Here is a 14,834-nt window from a genome sequence, read left to right as displayed (position 1 = left end):
CGCACAGCAGGCGGGTACCCGGTCGGGCTACCGTTGCCCGGGTCCCGCGTCCGAAGAACAACCGACAAACGTACTGAAGGAACCATGCACCGATCAGCCTCGCGCCTCACCCGCGTCCTCGCCTGCGCAGCCGTCCCGGTGATCCTCACCGTCGCCGGGTGTTCGTCCGACTCGGGCAAGGACACGAGCTCGAACGGCGACAAGAAGTCCGGTTCGTCCTCGTCCGCCAAGCCGAACCCGAAGTCCTCGAAGACCCTGGAGAAGGCGGCCTTCGCCACGCTCCCGGACCCGTGCAAGGCGCTCCAGACGCCGACGATAGACACGCTCGTCCCGGAGGCGAAGGACAAGAACGGGACGGCGCCCAAGTCGAACGACGTGGCCACCCGTACGAGCTGCTCCTGGAACGGTCTGGACGAGGACGGTCTGAAGGGCTCGCAGTACCGCTGGCTCTCGCTGTCCTTCTTCCGCTACGACTCGCAGGCCACCCTCGGCGATGCCAACAAGCGCGCCGAGGAGCAGTACAACAAGGAGTTGGAGGCCGCGAAGACCGCCGAGGGCGCGCAGGACCCGAAGGCGGAGGCGGTGGCCGAGATCGGTGACCAGGGGACGTCGGTCATCTACAAGGTGAAGAAGGACGGCAACGACCACTTCAACACGACGGTCGTGGCGCGCACACAGAACGTGGTGGTCACCCTCGATTACAACGGTGCGGGGTTGGAGGGGGCGGCTGCGCCGGACCACGCGAAGCTGCTCCAGGACGCGATCACGGCCGCCAAGGAGGCCGTGACCTCGGTGGGCGCGGCGAACAAGGCGCCGGCGGAGCAGCCGCAGTCCCCGCAGCCCCAGTAGGAACGGGCGCGGGGCGGGGCCTCCTGGGGCACTGACATCCGGTCACCCGTACGCTGTGCGTGCCGCAGCTTGGTAAAGGCGCGGTAAGTACCCAGTACTGAGCATCGGCACGCTCCGCTCGGTACGTGCTCGACAAGGGGAGGGGATCGCGGGTGGCCGCGATGCAACTGACTCGTACGCACCGGATCCTCATAGGCGTGGTGGTCGCGGGAGCCGTGGTCATCGCGGGGATCGGGTTCGCGGGCTCGTACTCCGCGGTGCGTGCCCTCGCCCTGCAGAAGGGGTTCGGCAGCTTCTCGCTGGTGTTCCCGATAGGTATCGACGCGGGCATCTGTGTGCTGCTCGCGCTGGACCTGCTGCTGACGTGGCTCCGGATCCCCTTCCCCTTGCTGCGTCAGACGGCGTGGCTGCTGACGGCGGCGACGATCGCCTTCAACGGTGCGGCCTCGTGGCCGGATCCGCTCGGTGTCGGGATGCACGCGGTGATCCCGATGTTGTTCGTGGTGACGGTGGAGGCCGCCCGGCACGCCGTGGGCCGGATCGCGGACATCACTGCGGACCGGCACATGGAGGGTGTGCGCATCACGCGGTGGCTGCTGTCGCCGGTGCCGACGTTCAAGCTGTGGCGCCGGATGAAGCTGTGGGAGCTGCGCTCCTACGAGCAGGCGGTCGGTATGGAGCAGGACCGGTTGATCTACCAGGCCCGGCTGCAGGCGCGGTACGGGCGTTCGTGGCGGCGGAAGGCTCCGGTGGAGGCGCTGATGCCGCTGAAGCTGGCCAAGATCGGTGTGCCGCTCGCGGAGACGACTCCGGAGGCGCTGGCGGCGACGGGCATCGAGCCGGCGGTGCTGCCGCCGGTGGAGCAGCAGGCGCAGCAGGTCCAGCAAGCTCCGCAGGCTCCGGCGCTGGCGGCCGCGCCCGAGCTGGCGCAGCAGGGCCAGCAGGTCGCCCAGCAGGTGCAGGATCCGGCCGGCGCGCCCGGTGTTCCGGGTGTTCCCGGTGTTGCCCAGCACGTCCCGCCGGCGTTCGCGGTGGACCCGACGGCGATGCCGGCGGCGCACAACAGCGCGTGGTTCGCCGCGCCGCTGGCGCCGCAGGCGGCGTACGAGGGCGGTTACAACCCCCAGTACGTGGAGGGCTTGGAGCCGACCCCGGTGCTGCCCCCGATGGGCCCGGACGAGGAGCAGTCCGTGTCCGCGCAGCAGGATCCTTCCATCCCGGCTCAGCGCCAGCAGGAGGTTCCGGCCGAGGGTCCCGAGACTCCTGACGAGGCCGAGTTCGCCGAGGCGGCGTACAAGGTGTTCTGTGCGCTGGTCGACGAGAAGCAGGACTACCCGTCGGCCGAGGCGCTCGACATACACCTGTCGGACGGTTACGGCGTGACGCACCCGCGCAGCGGTTCGCTGCTGCGCCGCATGATCCCGGCGTTCAAGCAGCGCCATCACAAGGACCGCGAGGCGGAGCACATCGCGTGACGTGACGGCCGTGGACGGCGGAAGGGCCCGCACCCCGAGGGGTGCGGGCCCTTTCGCGTGCCGGGTGGGTCGGCTCAGACGGCGAGCAGTTTGCGCACGCGGTCGGCGCCCACTGCCAGGAGCAGGGTGGGCAGTCGCGGTCCGGTCTCCCGGGTCACGAGGAGCCGGTAGAGCAGGGCGAAGAAGGTGCGCTGCGCGACCTTGAGTTCCGGCGTGGGCTTGGCGTCGGGTTCGAGGCCGGCCATGACCTTCGGGACGCCGTAGACGAGGGTGGTCAGCCCGTCGAGGGACCAGTGCGAGTCAAGGCCTTCCAGGAGGAGCCGGAGCGACTCGCGGCCCTCGTCGTCGAGGGACGACAGGAGCTCGGTGTCGGCGTCCTCGCGTACGAGGGTGCGCTGGTCGGCCGGGACCTGGGTGGTGATCCAGTTCTCGGCGCGGTCCAGGCGCGGCCGTACCTCGTCGAGGGAGGTGAGCGGCTGCGTCGGGTCGAGGTCGGTCAGGATGCGCAGGGTCTGCTCGTCGTGGCCGGCGGTGATGTCGGCGACGGAGGCGAGCGTCCGGTACGGGAGCGGGCGCGGGGTGCGCGGCAGCTCGGCGGCGGCGGTGCGCACGGCGCGGGTGTGCGCGGCGGCGTCGGCGGGCAGTACGGAGCCGTCGGCGACCTTGGCCTCCAGCTTGTCCCACTCGTCGTAGAGCCGCTGGATCTCCTGGTCGAAGGCGATCTTGAAGGACTGGTTGGGGCGGCGGCGGGCGTAGAGCCAGCGCAGCAGCTGCGGCTCCATGATCTTGAGCGCGTCGGCCGGGGTGGGGACCCCGCCCTTGCTGGAGGACATCTTGGCCATGCCGCTGATGCCGACGAACGCGTACATCGGTCCAATCGGCTGTTCGCCGCCGAAGATGTGCACGATCTGGCCGCCGACCTGGAAGGACGAGCCGGGTGAGGAGTGGTCGACGCCGGAGGGCTCGAAGATGACGCCCTCGTAGGCCCAGCGCATGGGCCAGTCGACCTTCCAGACCAGCTTGCCGCGGTTGAACTCGCTGAGCTTGACCGTCTCGGTGAACTCGTCTTCGGTGCAGACGTAGGTCATCTCGGTGGTCTCGTCGTCGTACGAGGTGACCTTGGTGAAGTCCTTGCCGCACTGGCCGCAGTAGGGCTTGTACGGGAAGTAGCCGCCCTCGCCGGTGCTGCCGTCGTCCTCGGCGGCGGCGCCGGAGCCCTCGGCGGCTTCCAGCTCGGCCTCGTCGACCTGCTTCTGCTGGGGCTTCTTGCCGCCCGGCTTCTGCTTGGTGCGGTACTGGTCGAGGACGGCGTCGATGTCGCCGCGGTGCTTCATCGCGAACAGCACCTGCTCGCGGTAGACGCCGCTGGTGTACTGCTCGGTCTGGCTGATCGGGTCGTACTCGACGCCCATTTCGGCCATGGCCTCGATGAAGGCGGCCTTGAAGTGCTCGGCCCAGTTCGGGTACGCGGATCCGGCCGGGGCGGGCACTGAGGTCAGGGGGCGCCCGATGTGCTGGGCCCACGACTCGTCGATGCCGGGCACGCCGGCGGGCACCTTGCGGTACCGGTCGTAGTCGTCCCACGAGATGAGGTGGCGGACCTCGATGCCCCGGCGGCGGATCTCGTCCGCGACCAGGTGCGGGGTCATGACCTCGCGGAGGTTGCCCAGGTGGATGGGGCCGGAGGGGGAGAGTCCGGACGCGACGACGACAGGTTTGCCGGGTGCTCGGCGCTCCGCCTCGGCGATGACCTCGTCCGCGAAACGGGAGACCCAGTCGGTCTCGGTGCTGCTCTGAGCCACGACACGTCCTTCTATCTCGAATGCTGGCTTCAGCCATTCTCCCAGACGGAAGGGGTCGCTCCGAGGTTGCTTTTTCACCGGGAAACGGTTTGCCCCCGCGTGGGATACTCGGCTCTTGTCGGAACAACCAAGTGCACTCACCGGCACGACCTCACAGGAACGGCAGCTCATGGCCTCGGTCCCTTCCCTCGCTTCTTCCGTCAATCAGCGCGTCGCGGACGCCCTTGCCTCCGCCCTGCCGGAGGCCGGTGGCGCGGACCCGCTGCTGCGACGAAGCGACCGGGCCGACTTCCAGGCCAACGGCATCCTGGCGCTCGCGAAGAAGGCGAAGGCCAATCCGCGCGAGCTGGCGGCGACCGTGGTCGGGGGCATCCAGACCGGTGACCTGATCCAGGAGATCGAGGTCTCCGGCCCCGGTTTCCTCAACATCACCATCACCGACCGGGCGATCATCGAGACGCTGGCCGCGCGGGCCGGCGACGACCGTCTGGGCGTCCCGTTCGCGGCGAACCCGGGCACCACGGTGATCGACTACGCGCAGCCGAACGTGGCGAAGGAGATGCACGTCGGGCACCTGCGGTCCGCCGTGATCGGTGCGGCGATGGTGGAGATCCTGGAGTTCACGGGCGAGAAGGTGGTCCGTCGCCACCACATCGGCGACTGGGGCACCCAGTTCGGCATGCTCATCCAGTACCTGCTGGAGCACCCGCAGGAGCTGGACCACAAGGGCGGCGCGGACGCCGACGAGCAGGCCTCCGGCGAGGAGGCCATGTCCAACCTGAACCGGCTCTACAAGGCCTCGCGCGCGCTGTTCGACTCCGACGAGGAGTTCAAGACGCGGGCGCGGGCCCGGGTGGTGGACCTCCAGGCGGGTGAGCCGCAGACGCTGGAGCTGTGGCAGCGGTTCGTGGACGAGTCGAAGATCTACTTCTACTCCGTCTTCAACAAGCTGGACATGGACATCCAGGACCCGGACGTGGTCGGCGAGTCGGGCTACAACGACATGCTGGTCGAGACGTGCGAGCTGCTGGAGGAGTCGGGCGTCGCGGTCCGTTCGAACGGCGCGCTCTGCGTCTTCTTCGACGACGTCAAGGGCCCGGACGGCAACCCGACCCCGCTGATCGTGCGGAAGTCGGACGGCGGTTTCGGCTACGCGGCGACCGACCTGTCGGCGATCCGCGACCGGGTGGGCAAGCTGGGCGCGACCGAGCTGATCTACGTGGTCGACGCGCGGCAGTCGCTGCACTTCAAGATGGTCTTCGAGACGGCGCGCCGGGCGGGTTGGCTGAACGACGGGGTCAAGGCCGTGCAGCTGGCCTTCGGCACGGTGCTCGGCAAGGACGGCAAGCCGTTCAAGACCCGTGAGGGCGAGACGGTCCGGCTGGTGGACCTGCTGGACGAGGCCGTGGAGCGGGCGACGGCCGTCGTGCGCGAGAAGGCCGAGAAGGTGGGCCTGACCGAGGCGGAGATCGTCGAGAACGGCCAGTTCGTCGGCATCGGCGCGGTGAAGTACGCCGACCTGTCGACCTCGGCCTCGCGCGACTACAAGTTCGACCTGGACCAGATGGTCTCGCTGAACGGCGACACCTCGGTGTACCTGCAGTACGCGTACGCGCGGATCAAGTCGATCCTGCGCAATGCGGGCGAGCGCAAGCCGGGCGCGCACCCGGAGCTGGAGCTGGCCTCGGCCGAGCGCGCGCTGGGCCTGCACCTGGACCAGTTCGGCGAGCTGATCGCCGAGGCGGCCGCGGACCACGCCCCGCACAAGGTGGCGGCGTACCTCTACCAGTTGTCGTCGCTGTTCACGACGTTCTACGACCAGTGCCCGGTCGTGAAGCCGGAGCCGGAGCTGGTGGTGGGCGAGAACCGGCTGTTCCTGTGCGAGCTGACGGCCCGCACGCTGACGAAGGGGATGTCCCTCCTCGGCATCCGGACCCCCGAGAAGCTCTGACATCGCTCGATCGGCACGACCGCACAACCGCACAACCCGCACCAAATGTGTACGGCCCCGGCGGCTACTGCTGGGGTCGTACGCATTTCGTGATCTCCGAGGCCCCCCACGATCCCGTCAACCCCACTAATCTGATCGTGTTCAAAACTTAATGGGGGGGAATTTCGTGAAGAGCATCAAGCGCATGGCCGCCGTGGCCGCGGTGGCCGTGGCCGGCCCGACCATCCTGACCGCGACGCCCGCGATGGCCGCTGACCAGCCGGCCGTCATCGTCCCGGACGTGGCACCGAAGGACGACGCCGCCGACGCCGGTACGCCGGCCCCGGCCGTGCCGGACGTCAAGGCCCCGGCTCCGGTCGTACCCGCTCCGGCCGTCCCTGCTCCGGCCGTCCCGGACGCGCAGGCGCCCGCACCGAAGCCGGCGCCGGCGCCCGCCGCCGACAAGGCGGCGAAGGACGCCAAGAGCGACGAGGACACGCAGGGCGCCGAGTCCGACGGGATCCTCATGGGTCCCGAGGTCACGGTGGCGGGCATCCCGAAGAACGGTTTCAAGGCCGACGGCGGCTGGACCCCGCTGCAGGTGACGGTCGACAACGGCGGCCACGTCGCCGTGCCGAACTACACGCCCAGCATTTCCGTCGACGGGTACGGCGCCGAGTTCAAGCCCTCCCAGGTCAAGGTCGAGTGGAAGGCCGCAGGCGGCACCTGGCAGCCTGCCAAGCTGGCCCAGGGTGAGGCGCTCGGCTCCAGCCTGCAGTACAGCTTCGGGACCAACCCGTCCCTCGCCAAGGGCACTTCCTACACGGTCGACGTGCGGATCGCCTTCGCCGCGGACACCCCGGTGGTGCCCTTCGACCTGACCTCGGCCGGCAAGAGCCGCGTCGGGAACCACGTCAACCACTCGCCCACCTCCTGGTACAACACCACGATCACCGGTGCGGTCGACGACCGCGAGAACCCCTTCGTCGAGGGCCCCGCGCTGACGGTGAACGGCGTGCCGGAGACCATCAAGGCGGGCGGCGACTGGACGAACCTGTCCGTCCACGTGGACAACGGCGGGAAGGAGGCCCTGAAGGGCTTCGACGTCGGCATGGTCCTGGCCCGTCCCGACTGGGTCAAGATGAAGCCCTCCCAGATCAAGGCCGAGGTCCTGAGCAAGGACAAGGACGGCAAGGTCGGCTGGCACGCGGCCGAGATCTGGGCCGAGGAGGAGGGCGTCTTCTTCGGCATCGACCTCGCGGGTGGCCCGGTCCCGGCCGGCAAGAGCTTCGACGTCCAGGTCCGGATCCGTTTCACCGCCGACGCGCCGCTCGGCCCCGTCAGCATCTTCTCCTGGGGCTCGTCCAACGTCGGCCTGGGCAGCCCGAAGCCGTGGGCGGACTCGCGTTCCAAGGTCCGCCTGACGGACATCGTCGCCGCCTCCACGGACACGGGCGGCAACGGCAACCAGCCGAAGCCGAACGGCGGCGCCAAGCCGATCACCGACACCAGCAGCGGCACGGGCACCACCGGAAACACCGGCACCACCACCACCGGTGGCGAGCTCGCCGCCACCGGCAGCGACCCGGCCACCACCTGGGCCCTCGGCGGCGCGGGTGTCGCCCTCGCCATGGGCGCCGCCCTGGTCGCGGGCACCGGTCGCCGCCGCCGCACCACCGCCTGAGGTCTGGGGCACGGCACGCGTTCACCCGTACGGCCCGATTCGGGCCGTACGGGTCGTACGGCCCGTCTCGGCGGACCGCACATACTTCGCAATCCTGTAGCCCTCTGCAAGCTCCTCCCGCCTCACTAACCTTGGCGCCTCCCAAGGGGTTTGGGGCGGCTCCGGACATGTCCGGAGCTCGGGGAGGTAAAGAGCATGCAGTTCAAGCGCATGGCCGTCGTGGCAGCAGCCGCGGTGGCCGGCCAGACACTCCTGATGGCCGCACCCGCGGTGGCCGAGGATCATCCGGCGGTGACCGCGCCGGACGCGGTACCCGTGGACACCGCCGGGCCGTCGGACGGGGCGCAGGCACCGGCGAAGGAAGAAGCCCAGGAGCAGCCGGAGGAGAAGACCCCGGCCGAGGACGCCGCCGCGCAGCAGCCCGCCGTACGGGCCGTGGCCGCACCGGCGGTGCCCGACACACCTGTTGTCCCGCCCGCACTGGAGGCGCAGGTGCAGGCCCAGGCCCAGACGCCGGCGCAGGCGCAGGCGCAGGCGGCCCCGCCGGAGGCCCTCGACGAGGGTGAGGACAGCGGGTCCGACCGGATCCTGATGGGGCCCGAGGTCACGGTCCAGGGCATCCCGGCGGCCGGATTCAAGGCCGACGGAAGCTGGACCCCGCTCACCGTGACCGTCGACAACTCGGGCCACCTCGCCGTGGACGAGTACACCCCGTTGCTGGGCGTCTCGCAGGCCGCCGGACAGTTCGGGCCGGCCCACATCAGCGTCGAGCACCGCACCGCGGGCGGGCCGTGGACGGCCGCCGTGCCGGTCCAGAGCGCGGCCCCCACACTGGGCTACGCCCTCGGCAGCGCCGCCGCGGTCCCCGCCGGCCAGATCCGGACCATCGACGTCCGGATCAGCTTCGCCGCGGACACCCCCGTCGTACCGTTCGACCTGACGGCGGACGGCAGGGGCCGGGTCGGGACCGCCACCGGCAGCTCCCCCACGTCCTTGTACGCAACGAGGATCACGGGCGCGCCCGGCGGTGACGAGGACCCGGTACGGGTCGAAGGTCCCGCCCTGGCGGTGAGCGGGGTCCCGGAATCGGTGCGGGCGGGCGGCGACTGGACGGAACTCTCCGTCCGGGTGGACAACGCCGGAAGGGCCGAGCTGGCCGCCTTCGACCTGGGTCTGGTTCTGGCCCGGCCCGACTTCGTCCCGATGCAGGTCTCGCAGATCACGGTCGAGGTCCTGCGGCCCGGCGTGGACGGACAGCCGGCGGCTGCCTGGCAGTCCGTCGAGATCGTCTCGGACGAGGACGGCTACTTCTTCGCGGGCGGTCTCGTGCGCAGCCCGATCGGCGCGGGCGCGGCCTTCGACGTCCCGGTCCGCGTCCGCTTCTCCGCCGACGCCCCGACCGGATCGGTCTCCTTCTTCGCCTGGGGCACGTCCCAGGTCGACGCGGAAACACCCCCGCCGTGGGCCGACTCCCGCTCGCCCCGCCGCCTGACCACCCTCCTGGAACCGGCCCCCGCCCCCACCCCCGGCGGCGAAACCCCGGGCGGGGGGACCTCCGGCGGCGGCACGCCCGGCGGCGAAGCCCCGGGAAGCAACACCCCTGGAGGCGGTACCCCTGGCGGGGAGACACCCGGCACCCCCGGCGGAGGCATCCCCGGGGACGGGACACCCGGAGGCAGCACGCCCGGAGGGGAGACTCCCGGCGGCGAAGCCCCGGGAGGCGGTGCGCCCGGTGGCAACGGGCCCGTGCCGAACGGCGGCACCGGGACCACGCCGATCAGCACCGTCCCCACCAGCGCGAGCAACACCGGCGCCCCCGCCCTCGCCGCCACCGGCGCAGACCCGGCCACCAGCTGGGCCCTGAACGGCGCGGGCGTGGCCCTCGCCATGGGCGCCGCCCTGGTCGCGGGCACCGGTCGCCGCCGCCGCACCACCCCCTGACCCGCTCGGCCGCCGACTCGGCCCCGTCACCCGCACGGGTGGCGGGGCCGCCCGCGCGGGACGCGCCGGAAGCCGTCGCGTTCCCCGGAGCGGGCCCGAGCCCGACGGCTAGGGTGGGCGGCGTCCGATCCGAGGAGAAACCGGAAATGCCCACCGCGACGCCTGCACGCGGCGGTTCAGTGCCGCCGATGCCTGAGTACACGCCGAAGGCCCTGCGCGCCGCCATCGCCGCCCGCACCCCGGCACTCCTGCCGGGTTTCGACGCCGCCTGGCGACAGCAGATCGCCGACGCGTACGACATCGGGCCCGTTCCCGCGTTCATGGCCCGCTGGTGGGGCGAGTACGCCCTCGCGCGCGATCCCGAGCTCGACCACCGCGTGAATGACCTCGAAGCCCGGGCGGCCGAAGCCGCGAACGCCGAGACGGCCCGCGAACTCCTCGACGAGGCCTCGCGCATCCGCCACGAGCTGCGCGACCTGGAACCCGGCGAGTGAGCGGGGAGTTCACCGGGCCGATAGAACTGCTGGCCCTGCTGCGCGAACTCGATGACCCGGAGCGGCTGGAATGGCCGCTGCACTACGACCGCGCGACGACCGGCGTCAAGTTCGGCGGGCTGGTGCGTCGGCTCGAAGCAGACTTCGGTACCTCGTGCGAGTCCGAGCGGGACACCCAGGACTCCAGCGAGTACGGGCGTGTCCACGTGCCCGCGGACGCGACGGTCTGCGGGACGCGGATCGTGGTCTGCGTGAGCAAGTTCGGCTCCCTCGCAGAGGTCTGCGCCGACAATCCGGGGGCCTTCCTCGGCACGGACGATGCCCAAGAAGAAGGGGCGCTGGACCTCGGCGACCTCGCCACCGTGGAGCGGGCGCTGGCCGACCTCGGCTACGTGAGTGTCCCCGAGGAACTGCTGGAGAGCGACTACGAGGGCCCCAGCGCGCTGGAGGACTTCGCGGCCCGGCCCACCTGGTGGACACGGTTCTTCGGCATCCGGTGACCCGCCCGCCCGGCCTCCACCCTCAGCCGGCCTCTGGCCTCTGGGCGCCGACTGCGGCCCAGGGGGCCCCTCGGCAAGACCTTAACGGGACGGCCTCACACACCACGGCCGGTGGATATCACCCGTTCGGCCCGGTTCGGGGTGTAGCGGCCGGGTAGGGGATGGCCCGTCCATCCCCCATAGGCGCCACAGATCCCCGGAGGCCTCCGTGCCCGACATGAACGGCCCCTACAAGCCCGGCACTCCCTGCTGGATCGACCTGATGGTCCCCGACCAGCAGGCCGCCCTCGACTTCTACTGCGACGTGTTCGGCTGGCAGGGCGAGGTCGGCCCGGCCGAGCAGGGCGGATACTCCGTCTGCACCCTCAAGGGGCAGCCGGTCGCCGGCATCATGAAGGCGATGAACCCGGACGGCACCGTCCCGGACCCGATGCCGCCGACCGCGTGGACCACGTACCTGGCCACCGACTCCCTCGACTCCACCCTCAAGTCGGTCACCGACTCCCACGGCACGGTCATGATGGGCCCGATGGACGTCATGGACCTCGGCCGGATGGCCGTGATCGCCGACCCCACCGGCGCCGTCGTCGGCCTGTGGCAGGCCGGCACCTTCGACGGCGCGGGCATCGTCAACGAACACAGCGCGCTCATCTGGAACGAGCTGAACACCCCCGACGTCCCCGCCGCGGCCGCCTTCTACACCGCCGTCCTGCCCGTCACCACGACCCGGTCCGAGATGCCGGGCGCCGGGGAGTACACCGAGTTCAAGGTCGGCGACCGCGCGGTCGGCGGAATGATGGACCTCGCCAAGCTGCCCGCCGGGGTGCCGCCGCACTGGATGCCGTACTTCCACGTGGACAGCGTCGACGAGATCCAGGCCGCCGTCGTACGGGCCGGCGGCAGCGTCATGGCCCCGGCCTTCGACATGGTGGCGGGCCGGATGGCCGTCCTCGCGGACCCCCAGGGCGGCACCTTCTCGGTGATCACTTCGACGGTGACGGAGCAGCCCGTCTGACGTTTTTCGGGTGCACAGGGCATGTTCCCCGCCCCCTGTGCACCGCCTCCTTCCGTCTGCCACGTCATCCGCGGCGGACGGAAGTGCCCTGAACGTGAATGCCCCCCGACTGATTTCGGCAGTCGGGGGGCATTCACTCGATTACAGTCCGCGCAGCATTCTCAGACCGGGGCGCGAGGCGATATCAACATCACCCCGAACATTGATCAAACAGGCAACCAAAATCCGCCCGGGTCGCGCCGGCGAGAATTCTGCGCACCTTGACGCGATCGGATCAGATGTGCTCACTGGGGTTGGCCGGCTGGTAGAAGTTCCAGCTTCCCGGGCCGTGGTGCTGCCCGTCCGGGGAGTTGCCGGAGGGGCACGCTCCGTTGTCGGAGCGGCCGTTCCACCACATGGAGCAACAGTGGTTACAGAAGCGCCAGTTGTCCTGGAACGCCGTCACGTCGTTGGGGAGGGGGAGGGCCACGGCGGCCTTCTTTCTGGAGTGGAGATGACGCGAACCCCTACGCAATCAGCCCGATACGGCGGGCCTACACACGGGGGCCGCGATCCGAACAAGGGAATAGTACGCACCAAATGCCCGGAATTCGGGGATGCCCCGCCGCCGTGTCGGCATTTCGATTCCTCCCCGTGCGCTATCATTCCCGGAGAAACGAATCTCTTGAGGGTGGAATTCATTCCCACCTAAGAATTTCAGGAAAGCCCATTCTGGGAAGATGTCACGGGCGCCCGATTCGGAACTCGCACCAGACGACCTTTCCGGGGGTCCGCGCCAGCACCCCCCACTCGTCGGCGAGCGCAGTGACGAGGGTGAGGCCCTGACCGTGCGGCCGGTCGCGGAGCCGCGTCGCTCCGGGCCCGCCGTCGTGCACCTCGATGCGGACGGTCGCGTCCTCGAAGCCGTACAGCCGCAGCAGGTAGCCGCGGCCGGGCGGGACGCCGTGGCGCAGGGCATTGGTGGCCAGCTCGCTCACACAGAGCAACATTTCGTCGTGGCGTTCGGTCACCACCCACGCCTGCAAGGTGTCACGTGTGAACTGGCGCGCAGCCGCGACCGTTCGAGGTGAGCGCAGGTAGAGCCGCTCGCGCACGAGCGCCGCCTGAATAGTTGGATTCACGGGACGATCGTCGCGTTGCGTGACTAGCGTGTGGCTGAGCGCCGACCCGTACTCCTTCATGAGTACGGGTCTGCACGGGGTATTCCGCGTGCGCGGGTGGGGAGTTCGCTGTCATGCCACCGAGGAAACGAGTACGGCCGAACGCGACGACCATGAAGATGGTCGGCGCGATGGTGGCCGCCGCCCGCATCGCCAAGAACCTGACCCAGAAGCAGCTCGGAGAGCTGGTCCGGCTCGATGCGGAGACCATCGCGTCCATCGAGCAGGGCCGGCGCGCGCTGATGCCGAACGTCGCGGAGCTGATGGACTTCCACCTGGGCCTGCCGGGTCTACTGACCGTGGCGGCGAACGAGATGCCGGCCGTCGACGCGACCCCGCCGTGGGCCGAGGAGTACATGGACCATGAAGCGCGTGCGATCGCGCTCTCCTGGTTCGACAACCAGGTGGTGCCGGGTCTTCTCCAGACCGAGAGCTACGCCCGGGCCGTCTTCAGGTGCCGCGTCCCGGCCCACCCCGAGGCGGAGATCGAGGCGCTGACCGCCCGGCGCATCGCACGCCAGGAAATCCTGCACCGCGCCTCGCCACCGACCCTGAGCTTCGTGATCTGGGAGGCCGTGCTCCGCGACCGCCTCGGCGGGGACGAGGTGTACGCGGAGCAGCTGCGCCACCTCCGCGCCTGCGCCGACCTACCGGACGTGAGCCTCCAGGTGATGCCGCTGGGCCGCACCTCCCACGCGGGCCTCAACGGCCCGTTCATCCTCCTGGAAACCCCAAATCATCAGCACCTCGGCTACACCGAAACCCAACGCGGCAGCCATCTGATCTCGGACCCCAGTGAGGTCAGCATCCTGGCGCGCAAGTATGCAATGCTGCGGACTCAGGCCCTCAACGCCGAGCAGACACGGGGCCTGTTGGGCCGCCTGCTAGGAGAGACATGAGCGCCACGACCGCACTGAAGTGGTTCAAGTCCAGCTACAGCGGCGACGAAGGCGGCGCCTGCCTGGAAGTCGCCGTCGCCTGGCGCAAGTCCTCGTACAGCGGCAGCGAAGGCGGTCAGTGCGTCGAGGTTGCCGCCTGCACCGGCACGGTCCACGTCAGGGACTCGAAGGTCCAGGACGGCCCCGTCCTGGACCTCGCCCCGGCGAGCTGGGCGCAGCTGACCGGCTGGGTCAGCCGGTAGCGGCAATGCCGGCGGCGGTCACCCCGCCCGCTCGGCGACCAGCGGGGCGAGGCCGTCCAGGATGCGGTCCAGGCCGAAGCGGAACTGGTAGTCCGGCTCGCCGGATCCGGTGAACGCGTCGGAGTCCAGCAGTCGCGTCACCGCCGGGTGGCTGTCGGGGCCGGCGAGCAGCCGCAGGGTGCGGACGTACTGGGCCAGGGCCTGCTCCGGGGCCGTGCCCGACTTCACGATGGCGTCGATCATGTCCGCGGCCATGGTGGCCTCGTTCCGCACCAGGCCGCCGATCAGGATGATCGTGGAGAGCTTCTCGCCCTCCTTCAGGCCCGTACCGGCCATCGCTGCGAGCCCCCGGTCCATCCAGGCCAGCTGGTTCGGGGTCGCGGGCGGGGCCGTGATCGGGATGCGCAGGATCCAGGAGTTGGCCATGAGCACGGCCCGCTGCGCGTACGCCCAGTTCGTCAGCAGCTCGCGCCAGTCCCACCCGGCCGCCTCTGGCGGCAACGGCGGCGGGGTGCCGACCCCCGCGTCCGACATGAGGACGTACAGCTCCTCCTTGGCTGCGACGTACCGGTAGAGGGACATCGTCGAGACGCCCAGCTCCTTGGCCACCCGGCCCATGGAGACGGCGTCCGTCCCCTCACCCGCGGCCAGCGTCACGGCCGCCTCCACGATCTTCGGCAGGGTGAGCGTGGGGCGCGGCCCCTTGCCGGGGCGTTCGCGCAGGCCCCAGGCCATCTCCAGGCTGGCCGGGAGCCCGGTCCCGCTGCCCTCGTCGTCCTCGTCCGCCATGACCGCCCACTTCTCGATTGCCCCCATCCTAGTTCTGTGTATTACTTACACAGA

General features: G+C 70.3%; 14 protein-coding genes. 10 read left to right on the top strand and 4 right to left on the bottom strand.

All coding sequences use genetic code 11. The features are described 5' to 3' along the window. Positions 1 to 84: 84 nt before the first annotated feature. The gene (locus ACIQK6_RS27370) at positions 85 to 849 is read left to right on the top strand and encodes a DUF3558 family protein (RefSeq protein WP_329099746.1); all 765 of its coding nucleotides are present in this window, start codon (positions 85 to 87) and stop codon (positions 847 to 849) included. Positions 850 to 1,010: 161 nt separating this feature from the next. Next, the gene (locus ACIQK6_RS27365; protein WP_402695644.1) at positions 1,011 to 2,324 is read left to right on the top strand and encodes a DUF2637 domain-containing protein; all 1,314 of its coding nucleotides are present in this window, start codon (positions 1,011 to 1,013) and stop codon (positions 2,322 to 2,324) included. Positions 2,325 to 2,398: 74 nt separating this feature from the next. On the opposite strand, the gene lysS is transcribed toward ACIQK6_RS27365, so the two are convergent. Further along, on the bottom strand, positions 2,399 to 4,126 hold the full coding sequence (gene lysS, locus ACIQK6_RS27360) for a lysine--tRNA ligase (protein ID WP_329099748.1): 1,728 nt from the start codon (positions 4,124 to 4,126) through the stop codon (positions 2,399 to 2,401). Positions 4,127 to 4,295: 169 nt separating this feature from the next. On the opposite strand from lysS, the gene argS reads away from it, so the two are divergent. The 6 genes from argS (at position 4,296) to ACIQK6_RS27330 (ending at position 11,690) form a co-directional block, all read left to right on the top strand. Then, positions 4,296 to 6,077 carry an arginine--tRNA ligase gene (argS, locus tag ACIQK6_RS27355; RefSeq protein ID WP_402695643.1) on the top strand — a complete coding sequence of 594 codons (1,782 nt, stop codon included), beginning with the start codon at positions 4,296 to 4,298 and terminating at the stop codon, positions 6,075 to 6,077. 166 nt (positions 6,078 to 6,243) lie between these two features. Further along, a complete protein-coding gene (locus ACIQK6_RS27350) occupies positions 6,244 to 7,740 on the top strand; it encodes a hypothetical protein (RefSeq protein ID WP_402695642.1) in 1,497 nt (498 codons plus the stop codon). A gap of 195 nt (positions 7,741 to 7,935) precedes the next feature. Continuing rightward, positions 7,936 to 9,681 carry a hypothetical protein gene (locus tag ACIQK6_RS27345; RefSeq protein ID WP_402695641.1) on the top strand — a complete coding sequence of 582 codons (1,746 nt, stop codon included), beginning with the start codon at positions 7,936 to 7,938 and terminating at the stop codon, positions 9,679 to 9,681. Positions 9,682 to 9,869: 188 nt separating this feature from the next. Then, entirely contained in the window at positions 9,870 to 10,175 is a 306-nt protein-coding gene (locus tag ACIQK6_RS27340; RefSeq protein ID WP_329099752.1) for a DUF6247 family protein, read from the top strand. Continuing rightward, positions 10,172 to 10,675, top strand: a complete 504-nt coding sequence (locus tag ACIQK6_RS27335) for a hypothetical protein (RefSeq protein ID WP_329099753.1) — start codon at positions 10,172 to 10,174, stop codon at positions 10,673 to 10,675. The genes ACIQK6_RS27340 and ACIQK6_RS27335 overlap by 4 nt, the downstream gene beginning before the upstream one ends. A gap of 217 nt (positions 10,676 to 10,892) precedes the next feature. Further along, on the top strand, positions 10,893 to 11,690 hold the full coding sequence (locus ACIQK6_RS27330; protein ID WP_402695701.1) for a VOC family protein: 798 nt from the start codon (positions 10,893 to 10,895) through the stop codon (positions 11,688 to 11,690). 274 nt (positions 11,691 to 11,964) lie between these two features. On the opposite strand, the gene ACIQK6_RS27325 is transcribed toward ACIQK6_RS27330, so the two are convergent. Both ACIQK6_RS27325 and ACIQK6_RS27320 read right to left on the bottom strand, forming a co-directional pair. Then, a complete protein-coding gene (locus tag ACIQK6_RS27325; RefSeq protein WP_402695640.1) occupies positions 11,965 to 12,159 on the bottom strand; it encodes a hypothetical protein in 195 nt (64 codons plus the stop codon). A 253-nt stretch (positions 12,160 to 12,412) separates the two neighbouring features. After that, a complete protein-coding gene (locus ACIQK6_RS27320) occupies positions 12,413 to 12,811 on the bottom strand; it encodes an ATP-binding protein (protein ID WP_329099754.1) in 399 nt (132 codons plus the stop codon). Positions 12,812 to 12,924: 113 nt separating this feature from the next. Between ACIQK6_RS27320 and ACIQK6_RS27315 the strand changes: the two genes are divergently transcribed. Both ACIQK6_RS27315 and ACIQK6_RS27310 read left to right on the top strand, forming a co-directional pair. Continuing rightward, positions 12,925 to 13,749 carry a helix-turn-helix domain-containing protein gene (locus tag ACIQK6_RS27315; protein ID WP_402695639.1) on the top strand — a complete coding sequence of 275 codons (825 nt, stop codon included), beginning with the start codon at positions 12,925 to 12,927 and terminating at the stop codon, positions 13,747 to 13,749. Next, positions 13,746 to 13,991, top strand: a complete 246-nt coding sequence (locus tag ACIQK6_RS27310) for a DUF397 domain-containing protein (RefSeq protein WP_402695638.1) — start codon at positions 13,746 to 13,748, stop codon at positions 13,989 to 13,991. The genes ACIQK6_RS27315 and ACIQK6_RS27310 overlap by 4 nt, the downstream gene beginning before the upstream one ends. A gap of 18 nt (positions 13,992 to 14,009) precedes the next feature. Here ACIQK6_RS27310 and ACIQK6_RS27305 read toward each other — a convergent pair whose 3' ends face one another. Beyond that, on the bottom strand, positions 14,010 to 14,807 hold the full coding sequence (locus tag ACIQK6_RS27305) for a TetR/AcrR family transcriptional regulator (protein ID WP_402695637.1): 798 nt from the start codon (positions 14,805 to 14,807) through the stop codon (positions 14,010 to 14,012). Between the last annotated feature and the right edge of the window lie 27 nt (positions 14,808 to 14,834).

The organism is Streptomyces sp. NPDC091682 (genome assembly GCF_044756625.1).
Taxonomy (GTDB): Bacteria; Actinomycetota; Actinomycetes; order Streptomycetales; family Streptomycetaceae; genus Streptomyces.
The sequence above is the reverse complement of the archived record's forward strand: the minus strand, read 5'-3'. Positions and strand labels throughout refer to the sequence as shown.